This window comes from Pseudoalteromonas sp. M58 (genome assembly GCF_042604605.1).
In the GTDB taxonomy this organism is placed as follows: domain Bacteria; phylum Pseudomonadota; class Gammaproteobacteria; order Enterobacterales; family Alteromonadaceae; genus Pseudoalteromonas; species Pseudoalteromonas tetraodonis.
Genome location: NZ_CP152390.1, coordinates 2319936 through 2342455, shown reverse-complemented (window position 1 = coordinate 2342455; position 22520 = coordinate 2319936). Strand labels below are relative to the sequence as shown.

Here is a 22520-nt window from a genome sequence, read left to right as displayed (position 1 = left end):
TTCGGGGCTTTTTTGTATCAGTTTGATGTAAATAACTAAAATTATCACATATTAAGGTTAGCGATGAATAATAAAATTAACCTTGCGCGCGGCCGAACGCTTGATTTTGCAGAGCCTGTGATTATGGGGATCGTGAATGTTACCCCTGATTCATTTTCTGATGGCGGTCAGTTCTTAAATACAACTGCCGCGCTGAGTCATGCGATGCAATTACTTGATGATGGTGCAACCATTTTAGATATCGGTGGCGAGTCAACACGCCCAGGCGCACCTGATGTTAGCCTTGAAGATGAGCTAAAGCGTGTTATTCCTATTATTAAAGCTATTCGTGAGCAAAGTGACTGCGTTATTTCAATCGATACCAGTAAAGCTGAGGTGATGCGCCAAGCGATTCAAGCCGGTGCTGATATTGTCAACGATGTACGGGCATTGCAAGAGCCCGGCGCAATCGATGTGGTTGCACAGTTTCCTGAGGTAGCAGTGTGTTTAATGCATATGCAAGGGCAACCTCGTAGTATGCAACACGCTCCTCACTATAATGACTTAGCGGGTGAGATAAACGATTTTTTTAGCCAGCGAATAGCCGCATGTGAAGCTGCTGGCATTAAACAAAGCCAGTTAATTTTAGATCCTGGTTTTGGTTTTGGAAAAACACTAAAGCATAATTATCAAATATTGGCTCAATTTAACGATTATGCAAAATTGGGACTTCCTTTGCTCGCGGGATTATCGCGTAAGTCAATGATTGGTAAATTATTAAATAGAGACACAGACGATAGATTGGCAGGCAGTTTAGCTGGAGCACTGATCGCCGCACAAAACGGTGCACACATTATTCGTGTGCATGATGTAAAAGAAACCGCAGATGTGCTTGGCGTATATCAAGCCTGCAAACAAGGAGTACTTTAAATGAAAGAAAGAAAATATTTTGGCACGGACGGTGTGCGTGGTTTAGTAGGTCAAGGTCCTATTAACCCAGAGTTTGCGATGAAATTGGGTTGGGCCGCAGGGCGTGTACTCTCACTTCATGGCACTAAAAAAGTCATTATAGGTAAAGACACTCGTATTTCAGGTTACATGCTGGAGACTGCCCTAGAGGCTGGATTAATTGCAGCAGGTATTGATGTTATTCTTTTAGGGCCCATGCCAACGCCTGCAGTTGCTTATTTAGCGCAAACGTTTCGCGCTGAAGCGGGGATAGTGATCAGCGCATCACATAATCCTTATTATGATAACGGCATTAAGTTTTTCAATGGCCAAGGTTTAAAGTTAGATGATGAGGTAGAGCTACAAATTGAAGCGATGCTTGACGAGCCTATGACCTGTGTTGCTTCTGACAAGTTAGGTAAAGCAACACGTTTATCTAGCGCTGATGGCCGTTATATTGAATTTTGTAAAAGCCAGTTTCCACAAGGATTGTCCCTTGAAGGAATTAAAATTGTTTTAGATTGTGCTAATGGTGCTACATACCATATTGCTCCTTCTGTAATGCGAGAGCTTGGTGCAGAGGTGATCACTCATGCATGTGAGCCAAACGGTGTAAACATTAACCATGAATGTGGCGCAACCCATGTTGACACATTAAAGCGTAAAGTACTTGAACACAAAGCGGATGTCGGTATCGCCTATGATGGCGACGGCGACCGTGTGATGATGGTTGATCATAATGGCCGCGTATTCGACGGTGATGATTTGGTTTATATTATTGCTTGCCAAGCTGCACAAGATGACAATTTAGGCGGTGGTGTTGTTGGCACGGTTATGTCGAATATGGGACTTGAAAATGCGTTAAAAGCAAAAAACATTGCTTTTGCTCGCAGTAAAGTCGGTGATCGTTATGTGATGGAACTGCTGCAGCAAAAAGGCTGGAAAATTGGCGGTGAAAGCTCAGGCCATGTGTTGAATCTAGATTTAATCAGCACGGGTGATGGCATCATCTCAAGCTTACAAGTGCTTGCTGCTATGGTAGCACAAAATCGTACACTTCAAGACTTAGGAGCCGGTTTTACTAAGTACCCAATGAAAATGATTAACGTACGTTACACTGCCGGTACTGATCCGACCCAAGCACCCGAAGTGCTCGCTGCAGTTGCTGAAGTAGAGCAAAGCTTAGCAGATAAAGGGCGCGTATTACTGCGTAAATCAGGCACTGAGCCTGTAGTACGAGTAATGGTTGAAGCTGAGCAAGAAAAAATAGTAATAGATAGTGCACAGAAAATAGCAGCGGTTGTCGAATCTATGAGCAAACAAACTGATTAATAACAATAACCTCTTGTAACTTTGGGCGAGTCGAGTTAATATCTCGCCCGCTTTCTAATGTGGAGTGGAAAAATGGCAGCACGCAAAGCGATGGTCGCAGGCAACTGGAAAATGAATGGTTCATTAGAACTCGTTCAACAACTGTCTGATGCTATTAACGATGTTAAATCTTCTGAAGTAAACATTGTTTTATTTCCTCCGTTTCCTCTAGTCCCAGCAATGATTGCAAGTGGTGTAACAACAGGCACGCAAACAGTGTCTGAAAATACCCCAGGTGCATTTACTGGTGAAGTAGATGCAGAGCTAATTAAGCAGCTTGGTGCGAAATATGTACTGGTTGGTCACTCTGAACGACGCAGCATATACAAAGAAAGCAATGATACCGTTGCTGCAAAATTTGCTCGCGCGCAACAAGTAGGTCTAACGCCTATTTTATGTGTTGGCGAAAGCGAAACAGAGCAAGAAAGCGGTCAAACAGAACAAGTAGTTGCTGCGCAGATTGACGCGGTAATTAATAAATTAGGTGTAGCAGCACTAAAAGAATCTGTGATAGCATATGAGCCCGTTTGGGCTATAGGCACAGGTAAGACTGCATCGCCTGAACAGGCACAAAGTGTTCACAAATTTATCCGTGACAAAATTGCTGCACTAGATAGCGATTTAGCACAAGGGCTAACCATCTTATATGGTGGTAGCGTTAATGAAAAAAATAGCGAATTATTATTTGCGCAAACAGATATAGACGGCGGCCTAATTGGAGGCGCAAGTTTAAAAGCAGAATCATTTACTGCTATCTGCAATAGTGCAAAAGGGACCGTATAAGATGTACGAAATTTTATTAGTAGTGTATTTAATTGTAGCTTTAGCGCTTGTTGGTATGGTTTTGATCCAACAAGGTAAAGGTGCGGACATGGGGTCATCATTTGGTGCCGGCGCATCGTCTACAGTTTTCGGTTCTTCTGGGGCTGGGAATTTCATGACGAAAACGACAACGGTATTAGCTACAATCTTTTTTGTGCTTAGTATTGTGTTAGGTAACCTAACTGCCGGTCAAATTAAAAAGACTGACGAATGGGAAAACCTAGAAGCGGCTCCAGCTGTTGAAACAGTGACTCCAGTTGAAGAAGATGTGCCAGTCACATCAACTAAAGAGCAAAGCTCTGACGTACCAAATTAATTTAGTTTTAAATCGTTAAGTTGTTTATTTCCCTCAAATAAACATGCGGACTTAACACTAAGCAATAGCTTAAAAAATGCGGATGTGGTGGAATTGGTAGACACGCTACCTTGAGGGGGTAGTGCTTTCGGGCGTGGGGGTTCAAGTCCCCCCATCCGCACCAAATACAAAAACCAGTAACAGCAATGTTACTGGTTTTTTTGTGCCTAAAATTTAAAATATTAAACAACTCTTTTAGGATTAATGTTGATCATTGAGTAGAACACTCTATATTTCAATTGTTAGTGTTTACAAAAGAATATTACGGTATATTTAACTTTATGTATAAAAAGCGTCTAAAGTTAAAAATAAAGTTAACATTTCTGCATCTTAAGCCGATAATAACTATAGATAATTAAACGGAGTAAATGAATATGGCTTCAGGTTTCTCTTTTAAAAACCTCAGCATTACTAAAAAAATACATGCAATTACATCTATAGCGATCATCGCATTCTTAGTAATCGTTTTGGTTAACTACTTTGCCATGAACGAAAATCGCATATCACTCAATGAAATGGAGAAATCGTCTTATAAAGTAGCCAAATTAACCTTGGCTAACGTAAGTATTTTAGAAAAATTAGATGAATTATACACCCAGGCTGTAACCTTTGGTGAGCAAGACTTAGTAACAAAGGCGAGTGAAACCTATGCGCAGTTGGTTACTAATCTTGGTGCGATTGAGGCAATTAATACCTCTTATATTGATAATGATACAAAAACACGACTAGCTAATTACGAAAAAATATCTGCAACTATTGCCAATGGTATGGTTAATGGCACGGCAGATTTCAGTAAAATTCAACAACAAGCTCAGCTTAAAACAAGCCTATACGAAGCCGTATTAACCAGCTTTAAAAGCGCACAGCAAAAAGCAGATGATCGCTTTTTCCAGCTTGTTGCTAATACAAAAGCTCGCTCAGATGACGCACTTAACTTAATGCTGGTTGTTGCGGTAGTTTCATTAGCACTGTTATTACTTATGGCTATTTGGATAGCGCGTAATATCGGTTCATCAGCCAGTGATGCCGCTAATAATTTAAGCCTTTTGGCAAGTGGTAAAGGGTCGTTAAGTACCAAGCTTGCTGTTAACTCAGAGGATGAAATAGGACAGGTATCTATAAACTTTAATGCTTTTATTAGCCTGCTTAGAGAAACCGTTTTAGAAGTCATCGCGGTATGTGAACCGTTAATGGAAAATTCAACCCGTCTTGTACAAGGGATGGAGCGAGCGGAGAGAGCGACCACCAAACAAACCACCGATGCAGATGTTGTTAAACAGTCGATGGAAGAAATGAAGCAAAGCGTTGGTGATATTTCACAATCAGCTGCAAGCGCATCTAATGCCGTGCAAACCGCAGAAAAAGAAGTAGATCAAAGCCGAATACAAGTAAAAATGTCTGTAAATGCGTCGCGAACGCTAAGTGATGAAATTAATATAGCGGCCAGCACCATTAATAAGTTAGCTGATGACACTAAAAATGTATCGCAAATATTAAATGTAATTACATCCATTGCCGAGCAAACAAACTTATTAGCCCTAAATGCCGCAATAGAAGCTGCACGCGCGGGTGAACATGGCCGAGGCTTTGCCGTGGTTGCAGATGAAGTCCGTGAGCTTGCCTCTCGTACGGCGCAGTCAACTAATGAAATACGTGAATTGTTAAGTACATTAAGTGTGGCAGCTAATGAATCTGTAAGCGCGATGACCTCTGCAAGAGATATGGCAACCGATAATGCTAGTGCAGCAGAGCAAACCGGTGTTTCGATTGAAAAAATTGCAGAGCAAATACTAGAAATTAATGGCATGAACTCGCAAATTGCAGCTGCAACAGAAGAGCAAACCTCTGTTGCTGCAATGGTTGTAGACAACGTATCTAATATGCATGTTTCATTTGAAGATACTATGAGCTCACTAAAAGCAGTAAGAGATGTGGCTAAAAACTTACATTACCTTTCAGATAACTTATTAGATGCAACTGCTAAGTTTAAAATTGAGTAGTTGCTAAAGCACATTACTTTAACGTTTTATGATTTTGTAAAACGTTAAGGGATAAAAAAGCCCGCAATAAAGTATTTATTGCGGGCTTTTATTTTAATTTAGCAGATTAATACTTACCCACTACTTTAACTTTATCACTTACTTTGGCGCTATCGATATAGCCAATTGCATCTGCATTAGCAGCGACAAAATCTATGACAGCTTGATCAGAACCTAACTTCTCGGGTGGTGTACCTTTACCTGTAAACACAAGTTTAGACCAGTAAGCATTAAGCTGGCTGCCAGATTTACCTACAACTTTATCGTTAAACTCATCTGCTGCAGCGGTACCATCTTGGTTTACTGGGTTTACCTTAGTACCATCACCAAATGATTTGGCTTTACCAAGGTATATTTTCTTAATAGTATCTGCGTCTAAAGCATTGGCGTTTCCAGCGTTAACTATTACCGCAACTTCTGCAAAAGCATTAATTGAGCACAATGAAAGTGCACTAGCTAAAATTAATTTTTTCATTATTTGCTCCAATTAAAATACAAGGTCAACGCCAACAGCAACAACATCAGTTTCTGTATCAGTTACATCGTCTTCAAAGCGGCTAAAATCGATTTTAAACGCTGCAGAAGGGTGAAAGTCGTAACGCGCGCCGATAGTGTATACATTGCTTTGCGCTTGAACACCTGTCAAGGCACCGTTTATAGCGGCATTAAGGCTTGGTACTGCTGCGATAGGGTCAAAGCGAGATGCATCATGCTTATCGTCATTATCTTCATACGTAAAATGGACTATAACGTCATCCAAGCGGTAACCTACAGATGCATAATATTGTGTTTGCTCAGTCAAAATACTGTTTTCTACTTCAAATTGTGTATATTCAGCATCAAATAAGAAATTATCATAATCAATTGAGAAGCCAAAGCCGAAAAAGCTGCTGTCATCTTCGTTTATTGCAATATCGTCAGCTAACGTGTTTAAGCTGTTTGCTCGAAGTGCAGCTTCTAAGCCATTTAATGCAGCCCCGCTAGGGTCTGTTCCGTCAAGTGCAAATGATGATTCAGCAATTAAATATGCAGCACGAACACTGAACCAGTCGTATGCAAGCGTCCAGTTAATGCCAGCAAAATCATTAAGCTCAGCTTGAGTTTTTTCAGTGATTGCGTCTATTTCACCATCAAAACTACCGTACATGATTTGTACTGTTGAATCCCAATCACCAAGTTGTGTATTGTGCAATAAGCTTAAACCTTCATAGGTAGAAAAAGGAATGCTATAAACAGATTGAGGCGGGCGTACCCAGCGGTAAGCGTAACCTACATCAATAAAATCTGAGTAACGGTAAAAAGGTACACGCATTTTACCCGCGCTAATTTGTAACTCGTCGCTTAGTTCATAAGTTACGTAGGCCCATTCAAATTCTGCGTCGAAATCATTCTCACCACGAGCAACAATTTGAGCTGTTGCCGTTAGTTTCTCCATTAGGTCAGCTGATAGCTGTAATGCAAAGACACTTTCGTTTTTAAATGAAATGTCATCATCATATCCATATAAGGTACTGTCGCTATCAAGGCTCTTTCCACCGACAATTGATGCAAAGCCATTAATTCGAACTTCGGCGCTAGCATAGTTTGTTGCTAAAGCCGCACATAATGCTACTGCTACAGATAGCTTTTTCATATGTATTTCCTATTAGTTAATTAGATGTTGATTCAAGCGTATTATAGAAGTGAAATAGAGCTATATCTAATCAATTTAGCAAGTTAGTGATAAAAACCAATTGATTTAATACTTTGTTATTATTTTTTAAGTGGGTGTGCCTGATATTTTTAATGCAGGTTGCTGATTTTAAGTAAAATATCAAAATAAGTTTCAACCAATTAAATTTAAGAGCGTATATTTATTGCGAGAGATTTTATGCCGTAATTGCATAAAAAGTAAGTATCGCTGCAACGTGTTAATTTTTCCCCTATAAGGAACATTTGCATTTTTACCAAAAAATAAATACATAAATTCACAATTGTGTAATATAATGCCCTTCCAGAGGAAAGATGCTACCACGCATCTTTTTTTATGCCCAAAATTTACTGGTTGCACCAGTAAATGCATAATAAATAATTTACGGTATCCTTTGGAGAATATTTTGAAACTACGCAAACTCTCACAGTTAAGCCTAGCAATAGTTGCTGCCCTGACTACCTCAGTAAGTGCTGAAGAAACCAAAACAACTGCAAAACAAGATGCGTTTGAAAAAATCGAAGTTACAGCTCGTAAACGTACAGAGAGCTTGTTTGAATCTCCAACCGCTATCACATCAATTGGTGCTAACTTAATTGATAAAGCCAATATGAGTAACCTTGAAGATATTGGCAAATACGTTCCAAATTTAAACATCACACGTTACGGTGTAGGTAACGCAGCACATGCTTCGGTATTTATTCGTGGTATTGGCTTGCAAGATCACATTATTACAACCGATCCTGGTGTGGGTGTATACCTTGATGGTGTTTACTTAGGCCGTCAAATGGGGTCTAACCTATCATTACCAAATGTTGAGCGTGTAGAAGTACTGCGCGGTCCACAAGGTACTCTATATGGTCGAAACACGTTAGGTGGTGCGGTAAACGTTATTACCAAACAACCGGGCGATGAAGGTATTTTAACAACGTCTGCAAAATTAGGTAGTCGTGGACGTATTGCTGGCGATATTTACTTCAATAACTCATTAAATGATGAAGTAAGTATGTCTGCAAGTGCGTCATACAAAACACGCGACGGTGTTGGCGAAGCGGTAAACCTAGCGAACCCAGAAAAAGAAATAGGTGAAGAAGAAGAGTTTAGCGGTCGTGTTGCTCTTAAATGGCAAGCAAATTCAGATCTTGCATTTACGTTTTCTTTAGACGGTGTTGATAACGAGTCAGGCCAATCTCCTTATACAATTGAACTGACAGAACCACTTGACCCAAATGATGTATTCAATGGTGACTTTCCATTACTTACACAAGACATGATCCCATCAGACCCAGATGATTTAGGTACTACTGTTGCTGGTATTGAGTCAACGTCATACTCTGGTTGGGGTACGTCTTTAACTGCTGATTGGGCGATTAACGATACATACACAGCTAAATTTATTTCAAGCTATCGTACATCTGAGTATGAAGGTGGCCTAGATGATGATGCATCACCTCTAAACTTATCAGAATTTCCTGAAGAAGGTGGAGCCGATCAGTACTCATTTGAGCTTCAGTTAAATGCAACATTCGACAACATGGATTTTGTTTCTGGTCTTTACTTCTTTAACGAAGATGGCTTCACTCGTTCAGGTCCATTTGTATTTAGCCCGTTCAATACACCAAATGGCTTGTTGAATGATGGCGTTACTCCTTCATTTGGTGGTTACGGCGACTTTGAAATTAATCAAGAAACTAACTCATATGCAGCTTATATTAATGCTAGCTACGATTTAACTGATGATTTAACTGTTGGCGGTGGATTGCGTTATTCTAAAGACGAAAAAGACGCAAACGCGCAGTTCCCAACATTCCCTGTACCTAAGTTTGTAAGTGCTGATTTTGACGCGGTGACATGGGACATTAATGCATCATACCAAATCAGCAATAACATGAATGTGTATGGTCAAATTCAAAAAGGTTATCAAACTGGTGGCTTCCCACCGCGTCCATTTGGCGGACCAGATCAGTTTGTGTCGTTCGACGAAACTAAAGCGGTTAACTACGAAATGGGCTTGAAAGGCCAGGTACACGAAAACGTATCTATGATGTTAGCGGTATTTGTTACTGATTACACTGATTTAGCACTTCCGTTTTCAGATCCAACAGCGGGTGGTGGTTTTGTAACTATTGTTGAAAATGCGGGCCAATCAAAAGCACAAGGTATAGAGCTTGAAACCACCGTTGCTATCACTGACGACTTTACAATAAGAAGTGCTGTAGGTTACCTAGATTCAGAAATTACAGAGGTTGATGCCGGCGTTCAAGGTATTGGTAAAGGTGATTCACCGGCTTTAACACCTCGCTGGACTGTAATGGTTGCTCCATCATACTTTATGGATTTAGACAGCGGTGCGACAGTTGCACTTAATGCTAATTATTCATACCGTAGTGAAATGCAAGGTCAGTCAGTATATAGCCAAAGTGAAACAATTGATTCGCGTGAGTTAGTTGGCTTTAACATTTCTTACACTAACCCATACGGTGATATGGAAGTGACGTTATATGGCGAAAACGTATTAAACGAAGTTTACGATGTAGGACGTCTACAGCAAACTGGCTTTGTTGGCGTTATGCGCAGTAATGATCGTAGTGAGTTTGGTTTAAAATTCAAAAAAGACTTTGAACTATAATTTATATTTTACTTTAAAAGTAAAACAAAAAAGGTAAGCCATAGCTTACCTTTTTTTTATGGTTAAAAATAATTAACCTTCTTTATGTTCTTTACGTGCCTGCTCAATTTCTGCGGCAATTTCACGTGCTTTTTGCTTGGTTTTTTCAGTCAGCTCGCCAGCCGCTTCTTTGCTTTTAATCCATGCATCAACAGCTACTTCTTTGCCGTCGTCGTACATGTCTAAGCCCATTTCTTTACTTTCTTCAAGTAGCTCGTTTAATGATTCATCATTTTTAAGCTCATTGGTTTTTTCCTTTACTTCATTCCAAGTTTCATCAAGCTTTTCTTTCACTTGAGCGCTTGTTTCTTTTGCATCTTGTTTTACTTCGTTGGCATCTTCACAGCCAGTTAACGTAATTAAAGTGCCTAATAAAGCTAAACCTGCTAATTTCTTCATTTACTATCTCCTTTAGAGAAAATTATATTTCAGGGGTAACTATACAACAATGAAAATGAACATAGCTGTAACAACACGATTAAGTTTTAAACTAATGGACGAACATGATTGGCCGCAATTATACGAGCTCGATCAAGACCCAGCCGTTATGCAGTATTTAACACAAGGTAAACCCACTTCGCTTGAAGAGATAAAAACAGTCAGTATTCCTAGAATGCTTGCTTATCGTAACGAGCAACAAGGGTGGGGGTTATGGCAAGTAACCTTGCGTGAAAGCAATACCTTTATAGGATGGGTGCTTGTTCGGCCGATGGGCTTTTTTTCAGATACGCCTGATTTTAGTGATATTGAAGTGGGCTGGCGGTTTAAGCAAGTGAGTTGGGGCAAAGGGTATGCTATCGAAGCGGCAGGCGCTATTTGTTCAGAGCTTGAAAAACAACGCCAAGTAAAGGCAATTAGCGCTACAGCACTGACCTCAAATGTTGGCTCAATTAATGTTATGAAAAAACTCGGTATGCAGCTTAAACATTATTATATTCATACAGAGGATGGCTCAAATTTAACAGCCGTACTTTATTCAAAGTCATGTGGATAATCTAACAACAATCCTAAGCTCTTTAAATGTGGCGTATAAATATTGACCTAGTGTTTGTTACTGTGCATTAATGTTTGCCATCAATGTATAAAAATAACCTAAGGATATGGGATGGGAACATTTTTTTCACCACGCAAGCTAATTATTAGCAGTGTCTTAATAATACAAGTAGGCTTTTTTAATGTAGCGGCTAAACAAAGTGCGGTGGCGATGCCCGACACATTTAGTGCCCACGCTGCAAAAGCCGTGTTAGAGCAAGGCGGCAACGCGGTTGATGCAGCTATTGCTGCTCAGTTTGTATTAGCCGTTACGCTCCCCGAAGCGGGTAATATTGGTGGCGGTGGGTTTATGCTTATCCATAAAGATGGAAAAGGTGATTTTATAGATTACCGCGAAACCGCGCCCAGTGCCGCGCATCGTGATATGTATTTAGATGAGCAGGGGCAAGTAATTGAAAATAAATCTATTTACGGCATACACGCTAGTGGCGTGCCTGGCAGTGTCGCAGGAATGTGGTTAGCCCATAAAAAGCATGGTACGTTACCGTGGAAAGCGTTAGTGCAACCTGCGGTAACATTAGCAGAGCAGGGCTTTGTTGTGCCTGAAAAGTTGGCTCAGCTGATTGAGGACTATATAGCGCATCTAAATAATAAAAACATTAAAGTAAATTTTGCCAGTTATTTTGCTACAGCTACGGCAGGTGCGCTTTTTAAACAACCAGAGCTAGCTGCCACACTCAAACGCATTCGCGATGACGGTCAAGATGGCTTTTATCAAGGTGAAACTGCCGCAATTATTGCAAAATTTATGCACCAACATGGCGGGATCATTAACCAAGATGACTTAAAACGTTATCGTGCTAAATCGCGGACTCCTATAAAAGCGAACTGGAATGGCTACCAAGTGCTTACTTCACCGCCACCAAGTTCAGGCGGCATTGCTATATTGCAATGGCTGAAAATGTATGAGCTTAAAAAACCAACGCCTGCACAACAACATAATTCAGTAGGGTATGTGCATTTATTGGCTGAAATAGGTAAGCGAGTATTTGCCGATAGAGCAGAGTACTTAGGCGATCCTGATTTTTACCAAGTACCTACAGCAAAACTACTTGCAGAAAATTATCTTAAAAACCGTAGTAGCAGTATAGATTTAAAGGCTATTTCAACCACCGAAAACATTAAACCCGGTTTAAAAGAAAGCGAGCAAACCACTCACTTTTCCATTGTCGATAACATGGGTAACGCTGTAGCTAATACCACCACCATTAATTTAGGCTTTGGTAGTGGTGTGGTGGTAGAAGGCGCAGGCTTTATTTTAAACGATGAAATGGATGACTTTAGCGCTAAACCCGGGGTTATGAATGTATTTGGTGCCATTGGCGGCAAAGCAAATGAAATTCAGCCGCATAAACGTATGCTCAGCTCTATGACCCCCACTATTTTACTCAGTAATAATCAGGTGAAAATGGTAACAGGGTCGCCAGGTGGCACTACTATTATTAGCTCGGTGTATCAATCGATACTCAACGCGATTGAATTTAATATGAGCGCCGATGATGTGGTAAATAGCCCGCGTTTTCATCATCAGTTATGGCCAAAAAATGTGATCAGAGCACATGCCGGCTTGGAGCCATCAGTAAAACAACAGCTGATAAAAATGGGTTACACAGTGGACGAACGCCACTTTGGTGATATGCATGTGATTATTAATCATAATGGCAAATTAGATGCGGCGTCAGAGCAAAGCGGTAGAGGAAAAGCAATCGTGTTTTAACGTTAGCGTTTGCATGTCAATCCCCCCAAACTCTTGTTTGGGGGGATTGCCAATAGAGTATTACTTATTATGGGGTATTAACCTATTGCAGGTATTAGCCCTGCCATTTGCAGGCATTGCGCACTAATAATTGAAATGCCACACAAAGCGGCTATGGCTAAACCAATATTACCGCTTCGTACTTTATAACCGCTTTTTTCAACGCCTTGACGCTGTTTGTACACCATACTCACCGGCAAAAATACAGCCAATATCACCAATGCAATGGCGGCATAACCTAATGCCATAATAAACCCTTGCGGATAAAATAAGGCAAACCCAAGAGGAGGAATAAAGGTAATAAATGCGGTTTTTATTCTATCTGCGCCCGTATCTGCTTTTTTGAATGTGTCGGCAAAAAAGTCAAACAACCCTAAGCTCACTCCTAAAAATGACGTTGCCAGCGCTAAATCAGCAAAAAGCTTAACGGCTGTAGAAACGCTCGTGTTGTTAGCAATATTTGCCACACTGGCTACAAACCCGCTTAAGCCTTCACTTTCGAGAAGTTGGGCTTGGCTCATTATACCTTGGCTTAATACCTGCCAAAAAATATAAATAACCAGTGGTAAAGAGGCGCCTGCAATCATAACTTTGCGTAAGGTTTTTATGTCAAGGCCAACGTATTTAACAATAGAAGGAATAGAGCCATGAAAGCCAAAAGAGGTAAATACCACCGGAATAGCCGAAAGTATCAGCCCTTGCTCAACCGGCATTTCAAGTAAGTGCTGGCCATGCACATAAGGCGTAAGCATATAAAATAAGCTACCCAATACCACTATTTTTATACTAAACAGCACTCTATTAAGCTTATCTACCTTGCTGGTGCCTAAAGTGACAACACCTGCAATCACCACCGCTAAAATAACGGAGCCTAACTGTGGGGCAATACTTAAGTTAAAACCAGTGTTTATACGTTCTTGTAGCTGGGCTCCGCCACCTGCTATGTAGGCCGCGCATAACGCATAAAATAAAAATATCATTGAAAAGTTAGCCACATACTGACCGCGCTTACCTAGCCAAAGCTTAGCCAAGGTATTTAAGGTGGCGTCGCGAGGGGCGTATTGATGTAGTTCCAACATAAGTAAAGCGGTGTAGGTCATAAGTAACCAACAACCGATAATTAATACCATCGCGGTATTAAATCCAAGCCCTGCAGAGGCGATAGGCAGGGCAAGCATACCTGCACCTATGGTGGTTCCTGCAACAATTAACATGCTACCTATTGTTTTATTTTTAAGCACTTAATGATCCTGATCAAACGTGAGAGACACGCAAGATATAACTAGTTGTGCAAAACTTAAATAGTTTTGTCATAAAAGAGACAAAATAAAATGTAATCTTCTATTTACAACTGTATTTAAAAAGCAGAGATATTTTGCTGATGTAATTTAACTCATTAATATAATTAATAAATAAAAAGCCAAATGTTAATAACTAAATGGTCAGATTATTGGTTTTGCACAATAGAGGGATTACTAAAACAATAGGTGTTGGCCGAAAGTGCTAAAATTGCACCTTCAACCATTAAAAGAGGGGGCTGAATTTACATTTTAGCTATTTGAATCACTAAGCGGCGGTTTTTATCACGGCCCAAAATATTATCGTTGGTATCTACAAAGCGTTTTTCACCAAAGCCTTCAGTAACCACTTTAGCTTCATCAACACCTAAGCTCACCATGTAATCTTTAATCGCCTTGGCACGGGTTCTAGATAAATCGAGGTTATTCCAGCGGCCACCGTAACTATCGGTATAGGATGCAATACTGATTGACTCTATACTGGGGTCGTTTTTCAAATACTCAGCAATTTTATCAAGGCGTTGTTGCGATGACTTAGTTAACTTACTGCTATTAGATTCATAGTTCATTATAGTGAACGAAATATCTTCAAAATTGTATGGCAGTAGTTCATCGCGACACTGTAAAAACGCCCAATACGCTTGCTTAAAGTTAACATTAGACATGCCCACGGCAATTTTATCGGCACTATTTTGCCAGTCTTGGTAGTAAAAAGTGGGTTGGTTACCTTTTTCAAGCTCAGTAAGCATTTCCCATGCTGTTTTATTACCTAATTCACCATCAAACTTTTTAAGTAATTTCATATCAGCAATATCACGGGCAGGGCGGCCTGCTCGCCAGCTAGGTGGCACCGCTTTCAAACCGGCAATCGCGTAATTTTCTGGGCGCACAACCATGTCTAAATTAAAGGTGAGATCTTTGTTTTTACTGGCTGATGCTTTAAAAACGGCTTCACCATAGTAGGGAACTTCATGATTTAATTGGCATTGTAAGCGAGTTGTTTTAACCAAGTTCCAGTTTGAATTATCTTGGTTAGCCGTGTACTGGCGCATTGCCGCAGTTGTATTCAAACTATACAGCACACTACTAATGCTTAGGCTAATAAATAACAACTTACACTTCATTGAGAATTCTCCAGTTATCTAGCTTTGCCAAAAAAGTGACAAAAACCGTAAAATATTACGCAACAGTAAATAATTCAGCGCAAACGCTAGGGTCTGTTGACCTTTCAAGGTTAAATTTGCAGCAGCCTGTTTGGTATTTAGGCAAGGCAGCGCCTATGTGGTGTGGTTATTCCCCATAAATAGGCGATAACAAAGCATCAATGCCAAACAGGCGCTGCCCGAAGGGTTCTGCCTAGGGGCGATTTACTCTTTGTTGCTCGGTTTTTACTTAGCCCACTAGGTTACAAACCTCGCGCCGCGATTAAACCGCCCCTAGCTTGAACAAATTTTAATCCGCAACGGTCAACAGACCCTAATTACTAAGCAAGTAACATGCCTATAGTTTAACTGTAATTAATCAATAAATCCCCTAGCCGACAGGCCACCAATTTTGACATAATAGATAGCTAATCCCTATAAACCAAGAATACTATGGCAAATACTGAGCAAACACTTTTCGCACAACGCTTTCGTGGCTTTTTTCCAGTGGTTATTGATGTTGAAACCGCCGGTTTTAATAAAGAAACCGACGCACTACTTGAAATTGCAGCATCCGTTTTAAAAATGGATGACGAGGGATTGCTTAGCATAGATCATACTGTTCATTTTCATGTGCAACCGTTTGAGGGCGCAAACATTGAACAAGCCGCCATTGAGTTTAATGGTATTGAGCCTTTTTCAGCACTGCGAGGGGCAGTCCCTGAAGAAGAGGCGATTAAAGAAATTTGTAAAGTAGTGCGCAAAGCGCAAAAAGCCGCAGGGTGCCAGCGCTCTGTGGTGGTTGCTCATAATGCTGCTTTTGATCATGGCTTTTTAAATGCGGCTATTGAGCGTAATAACATTAAGCGCACACCATTTCATCCGTTTGTTAGTTTTGATACCACATCACTTGCAGGCTTGGCATTAGGGCAAACAGTATTGGCTAAAGCGTGCCGCGCGGCAGGAATAGAGTTTGATAACAAACAAGCACACTCTGCGTTATACGATACAGAACGCACCGCTGAATTATATTGTTTAATTGTCAATCGTTGGCAGCAACTAGGTGGTTGGCCACTTGCTATAGATGAAACACAACAAAACGAAGACGAAGTAAGCAACCAAGATTAGCATAAACTCAGCTCATATTAATGAGTGTTCACTGTGTGGGCTGAGCCAGTCTTAATATGCGTTATTAAAACGATTGCGTTATTTTACCTTCACTGTGAGTAATTAAATGTGGTGGATAATTACGCGAAAAGCTAATTGATTCTCGTGCAATTTTAAGCTCCACCCCGGGGTGCATAAGCTCATTAACTTTCAAACGACTGAGCGCTAAAAGCTGCGCCATTTTCTTTCTTAGCAACTGCTTTTGCTGACTGATACTGGCGCTTCGGTTTGCTATGTGTTCTTCATTCGTTGTTATTTTATTCAAAAACTGCTGACGCTGTGCGCTTGCAACTTGTTTATTAATTCGCTGGCGCGCTTGCTGTAGTTCAATTGACTTACTGATTAAAACTTTTTCAAAGTCAGTGATTTGTGCTTGTTTTTGTTTTAGCACATACCATCGCTGTGCGATGCAAACACGGGTTTTAGTTCCTGCTGGTGCGCCCAATTCACCTGTTTCAATGCGCATTGCGTCTAGAATATGGCCACCAATAATTTTCCCTTTAGGATCTTTTGCGCTGCCAACCCTAATTAAATTTCCAGCACTCAAGTCACAATGTAATGATTGGCGTTCTATTAATAAGTTTTGCTCCGTTTTTATGTCACAGTATTGAGAGTAACCAAGTGCAACGGTTCGTTTAGCAAAAATAGAACAGGTGAATGGCTCATCGGCTTCTCGTTTTCTGCCAATTGCCCCCTTTACTATTGTGATGGCGTTATTACTTTTTAACTGCGCCGATTCAACAAAACCTAAAACAGTAATATCGCCGGTAGCAGTCACGCGCATGCCATCTTTTATATCACCACTGACTATAATACTGCCATCAAATTCAACATGGCCGGTACTTGGGTCAATATTATGAAAACATAAAACATCATCAACACGCATACCACGGGGAAGGGCAACCGGTACACCAGTACAGTCGGCAATTAGTAAGTTGGGGTTATCGGGCGCAATTTTAGTACCGTCAAAAGGTTGTAATTTATGCTCTTTGCCAGGGATTGCAGTTAGCACATCTCCAAACACAGTAAAGCCATCAACTCCCGATGTTGCTGGAATACGCCGCATTAGTTCACACCCAGGTTTTACAGTAATAATATCACCTAGGTTTCTCATATCGACTTTACCACCGCCCTTAGCTTGCGGGCTAAGTACGCGGTCTTGCGCTGTGCAGCAAAGACGCACAAATTTGGCATCGTTACCCACTTTAGGCGCGCGACCAAAAGCGACTTCAGCGCAATGCGTGCTTCCTGAGGGTTGTTCAAATTGTTGTGCCAATAACTGTTCTAATGCATGAGAGCTAATACCCTTTACAATCCCTGCCTGAGCTAACACGTCAATTGCTTGTTCCATGTTAAGTAATTTACCGCCCTTAGCAGTAATAAGGGTAGCTTCAACAAGCATATTTTTTTCATCAATGTTAATGGTTAGCTTTGCATCAATGGCTTGAGCAACCACCAAAGAGGGGGTCTCTTCGTCGTTATTTTGAGCAAACAACTTACCAATATTGCTAGCAATAATGTCACACTCGCAATATTCTGACTGCCTAATTAATTCAATAAGCTGTGTTGCTGTTGAGGCTAAACCTGAGACATTAGGGTGGGAGAGCAAAGAGATATGCCCCGTTTGCTCATCAAAAGAAAAAACCGACATTTATAAATCCTCTAGGTAATATGCCTGTTATTATTTTTTTATATTGTATTAGACCAAGGTCTAGCCCTACATTTGAGCATAAAGCATCATGCTTGTTAAGTAATTGTTTCTTAATTATCCAATATTTTACATTTAAAAGTGTGTTTGATGCAGGATTAACCAACCAATAAAATAAAACGCCTAAGGTGTTGAGTATTGATGGGTTACTCAGTTATACTGCTTGCACGCTCTGAATGAGTAACCTTATTCAGGGGCTGATTAGGATTCGACGGAATTCAAGAAGCCCAAGGTGCATGTCGAGGTGCGGTTTGCCTCGTAAAAAAGCCGCAATTTAAAGTAATCGCAAACGACGATAACTACTCTCTAGCAGCTTAGGCTGGCTAGCGCTCCTTCCATGTATTCTTGTGGACTGGATTTTGGAGTGTCACCCTAACACCTGATCGCGACGGAAACCCTGGCCGGGGTTGAAGCGTTAAAACTAAGCGGCCTCGCCTTTATCTACCGTGTTTGTCCGGGATTTAAAGGTTAATTAAATGACAATACTAAACATGTAGTACCGACGGTCGAGGCTTTTCGGACGGGGGTTCAAATCCCCCCAGCTCCACCAATAAAGGTTTTTAAATTCGTTTGTTTAAAAACCCTAAAAAACCCGCAACTTGAGCAATCAAGTCGCGGGTTTTTTTATGGCTAAAATTTAATTAAGACAATAGATTTGCTTGCAGTCTCGGGTGTACTAATAAAATATTAAGTGACGGTTTAAATGATGGTTTAAAACTCTCTAATCTTGATAAAGATATTTTGATGTTTATTCAACAAGACCGCTATAAAACTAATGCACAGCTTGCTGAAAAATGTGGTAAGTCTCAAAGCACTATTGAAAGGCGCGTAAAGTTTTTGAAAGGTGCAGGCTTGATAACTCGTATTGGCGCTAAGAAAACAGGGTATTGGCAGGTTAATTCACCCGTTTAATCAGCTCCCTAAAAAGTCAGGGTCATTATTTGCAGATTGTCGAAAGGCGTTTGAAAGGGCAGTAAATAAAACAGATATTAATTTGCCAAAAGGGCAGTGTAGCCATGTTTTACGTCATACTTTCGCAAGTCACTTTATGATGAACGGAGGTAATATTTTAGTGCTACAGCAAATACTTGGTCATGCAAAGATTGAGCAAACTATGGTTTACGCGCACTTTGCACCAAGTCATTTAGAAGATGCTATTAGGTTAGGGCCTAAGATATAAAACCAAAATAAATAAATAGTATTTGAGCCAAATAAAACGGTAAAACTGTCCTTGATTTTGCAGTTGAAAGAATAGACAGAGTACCATTCAGAAACTCTCTGTTGTCCAAAGAGTAGTTTGTAGCTTGCTCTGTAATTGCTTTTTCATAAAGCTTTCTAAAAGCTCTTTCTTGGGATAAATAATATGAATCTAAGTACCAAAAAAGAATTACGGGAGATAGCATAAAATAGTCACCAGCTATACCCTCACTTTTCGATGCAATGCCAACAATAGCTGTTGAAACTGTGAGAGACCATCCTTTTAATAGAAATGAGTTGTTAGCCACTCTAGTTATAATAAGTTGTATAAGCTCTAATCGTTTTTCTTGCATGTTAATTGCCCTTATTTACATAACCTAAACCAGTTAATTCATATAAGTAATCTAGAACCTCTAGTTCATTTAGCTCTGAATTTATGATTTTTTCAAACCATTTTTTAAAAGTATCCTCAGTTAATTCGTTTAAATGATTCATCGGAAGTTTATACTTAACTTGTAATACATTACTTGCTGATTCAAGGGATGACTTTTCGAGAGATACGTGGCGTTTAATTGTTGGGTCTATCCGTTTTGGGTAGACTTTTCTTGCTTTGCTCGAGAAGTTTAATTCAGACATTAACCATGGAGAGGTAGTGTAACTATGATTTTTATATAATTTTGATGGATCGGAATCTTGAACAATTGAATTTTCAGAGTTTAAAAATATTAAACATTCAGATTTATCAATCACTTCAATGAGCGCGGAGTTAAGCATTAAATAAACGTTTGATGTTGTTTTATTTCTAACATCATAAGAGTAGATGTTAGAATTTTTATTATATGCATATTTATTATCAACTTTCCTCAATAAATCATCGGAGTAACCCCAAAAAATAGAGTCAATAAAAACATTTAAGCCGCACTTTTTTTTAAATAAATATGCAATTAGAATCGCTAAAGACTCATCTTTGTGCGAATGAGATAAAAAAATATCAAAAGCATTTGGTGGAAACCAATCCCCTATAATTTGATCTGCGTCTAATGTGCCATCTCCATCATTAAGATAGTCAGATATATTTTTGAGGTGTTTATATGAGTCAGCATAAACAGTGTCTTTTAATTCTTGTTTCATCCTCTCTATAGGGAATGGCTCTTCAAAAAAGCTTCCATCTTCCATGTCTATAGATAGCTTTAAGTTAAATCCTTCAAACATTATTTTTCCTTATAGTTTAATTTGTCCACATAATGCCCAAATTCAATATACTTCACAAGATTATGAGAGCTATTATTAGTAGATAACTTATTGTTTTTATTCAATGCTTGTAATAATCGAGGCTTTTCGGACTGGCTTATCTCCCCGAGCCCCACCAATAACGTTTTTTTATGGCTAAAATTATTGAATTTATTGTGCTTTGATTTATCTTGCGAACCCCGAACCCCGAACCCCGAACCCCGAACCCCGAACCCCGAACCCCGAACCCCGAACCCCGAACCCCGAACCCCGAACCCCGAACCCCGAACCCCGAACCCCGAACCCCGAACCCCGAACCCCGAACCCCGAACCCCGAACCCCGAACCCCTTACAACTAATAGACTAGTCGCTTACTTACCTATTTTTTGTATTATGAGCCAATGATTAACTGCGAGCTTTGATATGGATATTTTTACAGCTGAACACATTTCCCCTTTAATTTCGCTTTTATTGGTTTTACTGGCGGGGTTTACTTCGTTTGTATCGGCGGCCTTTGGTGCGGGTGGCGGTTTAATGTTGTTGGTGGTAATGGCGTCGGTTATGCCGATGGCAATGGTTGTGCCGGTTCATGGTTTAGTGCAGTTAGGCTCTAATGCCAATCGATTATTGTTAAGTATTGCTCATCTTGATAAGCCGATGTTGTTGTATTTTACTCTGGGTGGGTTAATTGGTGCCGGGTTGTCGAGCCAAGTAGTGAGCGATATTAACCTTGATAGCATGAAGCTGTTTGTGGCTTTATTTGTGATTTATTTACTGTGGGGAACAATCCCTGAATTTAATAAAGACTCACGATTAGGGCGTTTAATAGCGGGTGTAATTACGGCATTTATTTCTAATTTTGTGGGAGCAAGTGGGCCTCTGGTGGCAAGTTATTTACACATTAATCATTACGATAAGCTTAAATTTACTGCGACTTTTTCAAGTATTATGACCTTGCAGCATAGTTTAAAAGCCGTTGTTTATGCAGGGCTGGGTTTTAGCTTTTGGCAATGGTTGCCGTTAACACTGGCGATGATTTTAAGCGGAGCCATTGGCACTTGGTTAGGGATTCGTTTACTTAAGCGGTTATCGGTGGCACGTTTTAGGGTTATTTTTAAAGTGATTTTAACTCTGCTTGCCATGCAGCTTGCATGGCAAGGGGGGAGTGTAATGCTTACTTAATAGCGGCTTTTATTGGTTTATCGCCATCAAATAACTCAAAAATACGATTGCTATTAAATGAGTTTGTAGCAACGTGAAGCAATGCGTTGGCTACATTTTCGCGGCTAATTTTAGCCTTTGACTGATCGCTAGGGCGCTCTGTTGTTACTTCCAAAGAGGCACTTTCGTCAGTTAATGTTCCTGGGCGGACAATTGTGTAATTGAGTCCACTGTGAATTAAATGCTCATCAGCCATATGTTTTGCTACAAGATAAGGCTTTAAGTCACTATCTATCGCATCAGGATCGTCTGCACCAATAGAGCTGACCATAATAAAGTGTTTTACACCGTGCTCTTTAGAATAAGTTGCTGCTTTTGTCGCTGCCCACAAATCAATAAGTACGGTTTTATCTGTGCCTGTACTTCCACCTGAACCTGCTGCAAAGATAACTTGGTCGCAGCCATTAATGGCACTTGAAAAGTCACCTTCTAAATCCTGTTCAACAATACTTAAAAATGGGCTATCTAAATCACGCAGTTTGCTTTTGTCTCTTACAAGTGCAACAACATTTTGCTCATTTTCTAAAAGTAGTTTGGTAGCCATTTTACCAATTTGACCACTTGCGCCAATAATTAAAGTCTTACTCATAATTAATTCCTTCTCAATATAGTGTAAAGATTGTTCGTACAAACAGACCTTGGGGTAGGAAATTATTTTTAAAGAGTAAATGGGATTTAAACGAGCTTATTTAAAAAAAACATATTAGTGAAAAGTTATTACTTAACTGAGTATTAAAATTAGCTATTTTTTTAGGCGTTTTTTAGAACTTTTTACTCGATCATTATACTTACTTCGGTTACAAAGCTACGGTGGTATAAGCCAATACGTACACTTCGTTCTTGGTAATTACGGTAAAGGGCTTTGTAGGTATTATT

The 22520-nt window shown here is 40.0% G+C and carries 20 protein-coding genes, 1 tRNA gene, 1 other RNA gene and 1 pseudogene; 14 read left to right on the top strand and 9 right to left on the bottom strand.

Annotated features, from left to right (window positions below; all coding sequences use genetic code 11):
* The first annotated feature begins 63 nt into the window (after positions 1-63).
* From folP to AAGD16_RS10795, 6 genes are all read left to right on the top strand, one after another.
* A complete protein-coding gene (gene folP, locus AAGD16_RS10820) occupies positions 64-909 on the top strand; it encodes a dihydropteroate synthase (RefSeq protein ID WP_377111685.1) in 846 nt (281 codons plus the stop codon).
* On the top strand, positions 910-2259 hold the full coding sequence (gene glmM / locus AAGD16_RS10815) for a phosphoglucosamine mutase (RefSeq protein ID WP_013465496.1): 1350 nt from the start codon (positions 910-912) through the stop codon (positions 2257-2259).
* Positions 2260-2331: 72 nt separating this feature from the next.
* Positions 2332-3081 carry a triose-phosphate isomerase gene (gene tpiA / locus AAGD16_RS10810; protein WP_013465495.1) on the top strand — a complete coding sequence of 250 codons (750 nt, stop codon included), beginning with the start codon at positions 2332-2334 and terminating at the stop codon, positions 3079-3081.
* Between the two features lies 1 nt (position 3082).
* Entirely contained in the window at positions 3083-3436 is a 354-nt protein-coding gene (gene secG / locus AAGD16_RS10805) for a preprotein translocase subunit SecG (RefSeq protein WP_013465494.1), read from the top strand.
* A gap of 78 nt (positions 3437-3514) precedes the next feature.
* Positions 3515-3599, top strand: a tRNA-Leu gene (locus AAGD16_RS10800).
* Positions 3600-3849: 250 nt separating this feature from the next.
* Entirely contained in the window at positions 3850-5475 is a 1626-nt protein-coding gene (locus tag AAGD16_RS10795) for a methyl-accepting chemotaxis protein (protein WP_013465493.1), read from the top strand.
* A gap of 106 nt (positions 5476-5581) precedes the next feature.
* Here the strand turns inward: AAGD16_RS10795 and AAGD16_RS10790 are convergent, their stop codons facing one another.
* Positions 5582-5989, bottom strand: coding sequence for a phosphate ABC transporter substrate-binding protein (locus AAGD16_RS10790; protein ID WP_377111678.1), 408 nt, complete (start codon positions 5987-5989; stop codon positions 5582-5584).
* A gap of 12 nt (positions 5990-6001) precedes the next feature.
* Positions 6002-7147 carry a porin gene (locus tag AAGD16_RS10785; protein ID WP_377111675.1) on the bottom strand — a complete coding sequence of 382 codons (1146 nt, stop codon included), beginning with the start codon at positions 7145-7147 and terminating at the stop codon, positions 6002-6004.
* Positions 7148-7610: 463 nt separating this feature from the next.
* On the opposite strand from AAGD16_RS10785, the gene AAGD16_RS10780 reads away from it, so the two are divergent.
* Positions 7611-9833, top strand: a complete 2223-nt coding sequence (locus AAGD16_RS10780) for a TonB-dependent receptor (RefSeq protein WP_377111672.1) — start codon at positions 7611-7613, stop codon at positions 9831-9833.
* Positions 9834-9905: 72 nt separating this feature from the next.
* Here the strand turns inward: AAGD16_RS10780 and AAGD16_RS10775 are convergent, their stop codons facing one another.
* Positions 9906-10271: a hypothetical protein gene (locus AAGD16_RS10775; RefSeq protein ID WP_013465487.1), complete on the bottom strand. Its 366-nt coding sequence runs from the start codon at positions 10269-10271 to the stop codon at positions 9906-9908.
* Positions 10272-10320: 49 nt separating this feature from the next.
* On the opposite strand from AAGD16_RS10775, the gene AAGD16_RS10770 reads away from it, so the two are divergent.
* Both AAGD16_RS10770 and ggt read left to right on the top strand, forming a co-directional pair.
* Positions 10321-10866: a GNAT family N-acetyltransferase gene (locus AAGD16_RS10770; RefSeq protein ID WP_090494398.1), complete on the top strand. Its 546-nt coding sequence runs from the start codon at positions 10321-10323 to the stop codon at positions 10864-10866.
* A gap of 111 nt (positions 10867-10977) precedes the next feature.
* Positions 10978-12642 (top strand): gamma-glutamyltransferase, encoded by a 1665-nt coding sequence (gene ggt, locus AAGD16_RS10765; RefSeq protein WP_377111668.1) that lies wholly within the window; start codon positions 10978-10980, stop codon positions 12640-12642.
* Between the two features lie 77 nt (positions 12643-12719).
* On the opposite strand, the gene AAGD16_RS10760 is transcribed toward ggt, so the two are convergent.
* Together AAGD16_RS10760 and AAGD16_RS10755 are read right to left on the bottom strand one after the other, a co-directional pair.
* Positions 12720-13922 (bottom strand): aromatic amino acid transport family protein, encoded by a 1203-nt coding sequence (locus AAGD16_RS10760; protein WP_083494660.1) that lies wholly within the window; start codon positions 13920-13922, stop codon positions 12720-12722.
* Positions 13923-14224: 302 nt separating this feature from the next.
* Entirely contained in the window at positions 14225-15103 is an 879-nt protein-coding gene (locus AAGD16_RS10755) for an OmpA family protein (protein WP_377111664.1), read from the bottom strand.
* Positions 15104-15574: 471 nt separating this feature from the next.
* Between AAGD16_RS10755 and rnt the strand changes: the two genes are divergently transcribed.
* Positions 15575-16249: a ribonuclease T gene (rnt, locus tag AAGD16_RS10750; RefSeq protein ID WP_013465481.1), complete on the top strand. Its 675-nt coding sequence runs from the start codon at positions 15575-15577 to the stop codon at positions 16247-16249.
* Between the two features lie 64 nt (positions 16250-16313).
* Here the strand turns inward: rnt and AAGD16_RS10745 are convergent, their stop codons facing one another.
* Positions 16314-17939, bottom strand: coding sequence for a DUF342 domain-containing protein (locus AAGD16_RS10745; protein WP_016899259.1), 1626 nt, complete (start codon positions 17937-17939; stop codon positions 16314-16316).
* A gap of 250 nt (positions 17940-18189) precedes the next feature.
* Between AAGD16_RS10745 and ssrA the strand changes: the two genes are divergently transcribed.
* The 3 genes and pseudogenes from ssrA to AAGD16_RS10730 form a co-directional block, all read left to right on the top strand.
* Positions 18190-18546: a transfer-messenger RNA gene (gene ssrA / locus AAGD16_RS10740) on the top strand.
* Between the two features lie 194 nt (positions 18547-18740).
* Positions 18741-18908 (top strand): winged helix-turn-helix domain-containing protein, encoded by a 168-nt coding sequence (locus AAGD16_RS10735; RefSeq protein WP_377111659.1) that lies wholly within the window; start codon positions 18741-18743, stop codon positions 18906-18908.
* Positions 18904-19176, top strand: a pseudogene (locus tag AAGD16_RS10730) (tyrosine-type recombinase/integrase); the annotation flags it as partial. The gene AAGD16_RS10735 and the pseudogene AAGD16_RS10730, both read left to right, overlap by 5 nt.
* On the opposite strand, the gene AAGD16_RS10725 reads toward AAGD16_RS10730, so the two are convergent.
* Positions 19166-19546, bottom strand: a complete 381-nt coding sequence (locus AAGD16_RS10725) for a hypothetical protein (RefSeq protein ID WP_377111656.1) — start codon at positions 19544-19546, stop codon at positions 19166-19168. The pseudogene AAGD16_RS10730 and the gene AAGD16_RS10725 sit on opposite strands and share 11 nt — an antisense overlap.
* 1 nt (position 19547) lies before the next feature.
* Complete coding sequence (locus tag AAGD16_RS10720) at positions 19548-20405, bottom strand: hypothetical protein (protein ID WP_377111653.1); 858 nt, start codon at positions 20403-20405, stop codon at positions 19548-19550.
* A gap of 441 nt (positions 20406-20846) precedes the next feature.
* On the opposite strand from AAGD16_RS10720, the gene AAGD16_RS10715 reads away from it, so the two are divergent.
* Positions 20847-21605: a sulfite exporter TauE/SafE family protein gene (locus AAGD16_RS10715; RefSeq protein WP_377111650.1), complete on the top strand. Its 759-nt coding sequence runs from the start codon at positions 20847-20849 to the stop codon at positions 21603-21605.
* Here the strand turns inward: AAGD16_RS10715 and AAGD16_RS10710 are convergent.
* On the bottom strand, positions 21598-22233 hold the full coding sequence (locus tag AAGD16_RS10710; protein WP_016899261.1) for an NAD(P)-binding oxidoreductase: 636 nt from the start codon (positions 22231-22233) through the stop codon (positions 21598-21600). The two genes, AAGD16_RS10715 and AAGD16_RS10710, sit on opposite strands and share 8 nt — an antisense overlap.
* Positions 22234-22520 lie beyond the last annotated feature (287 nt).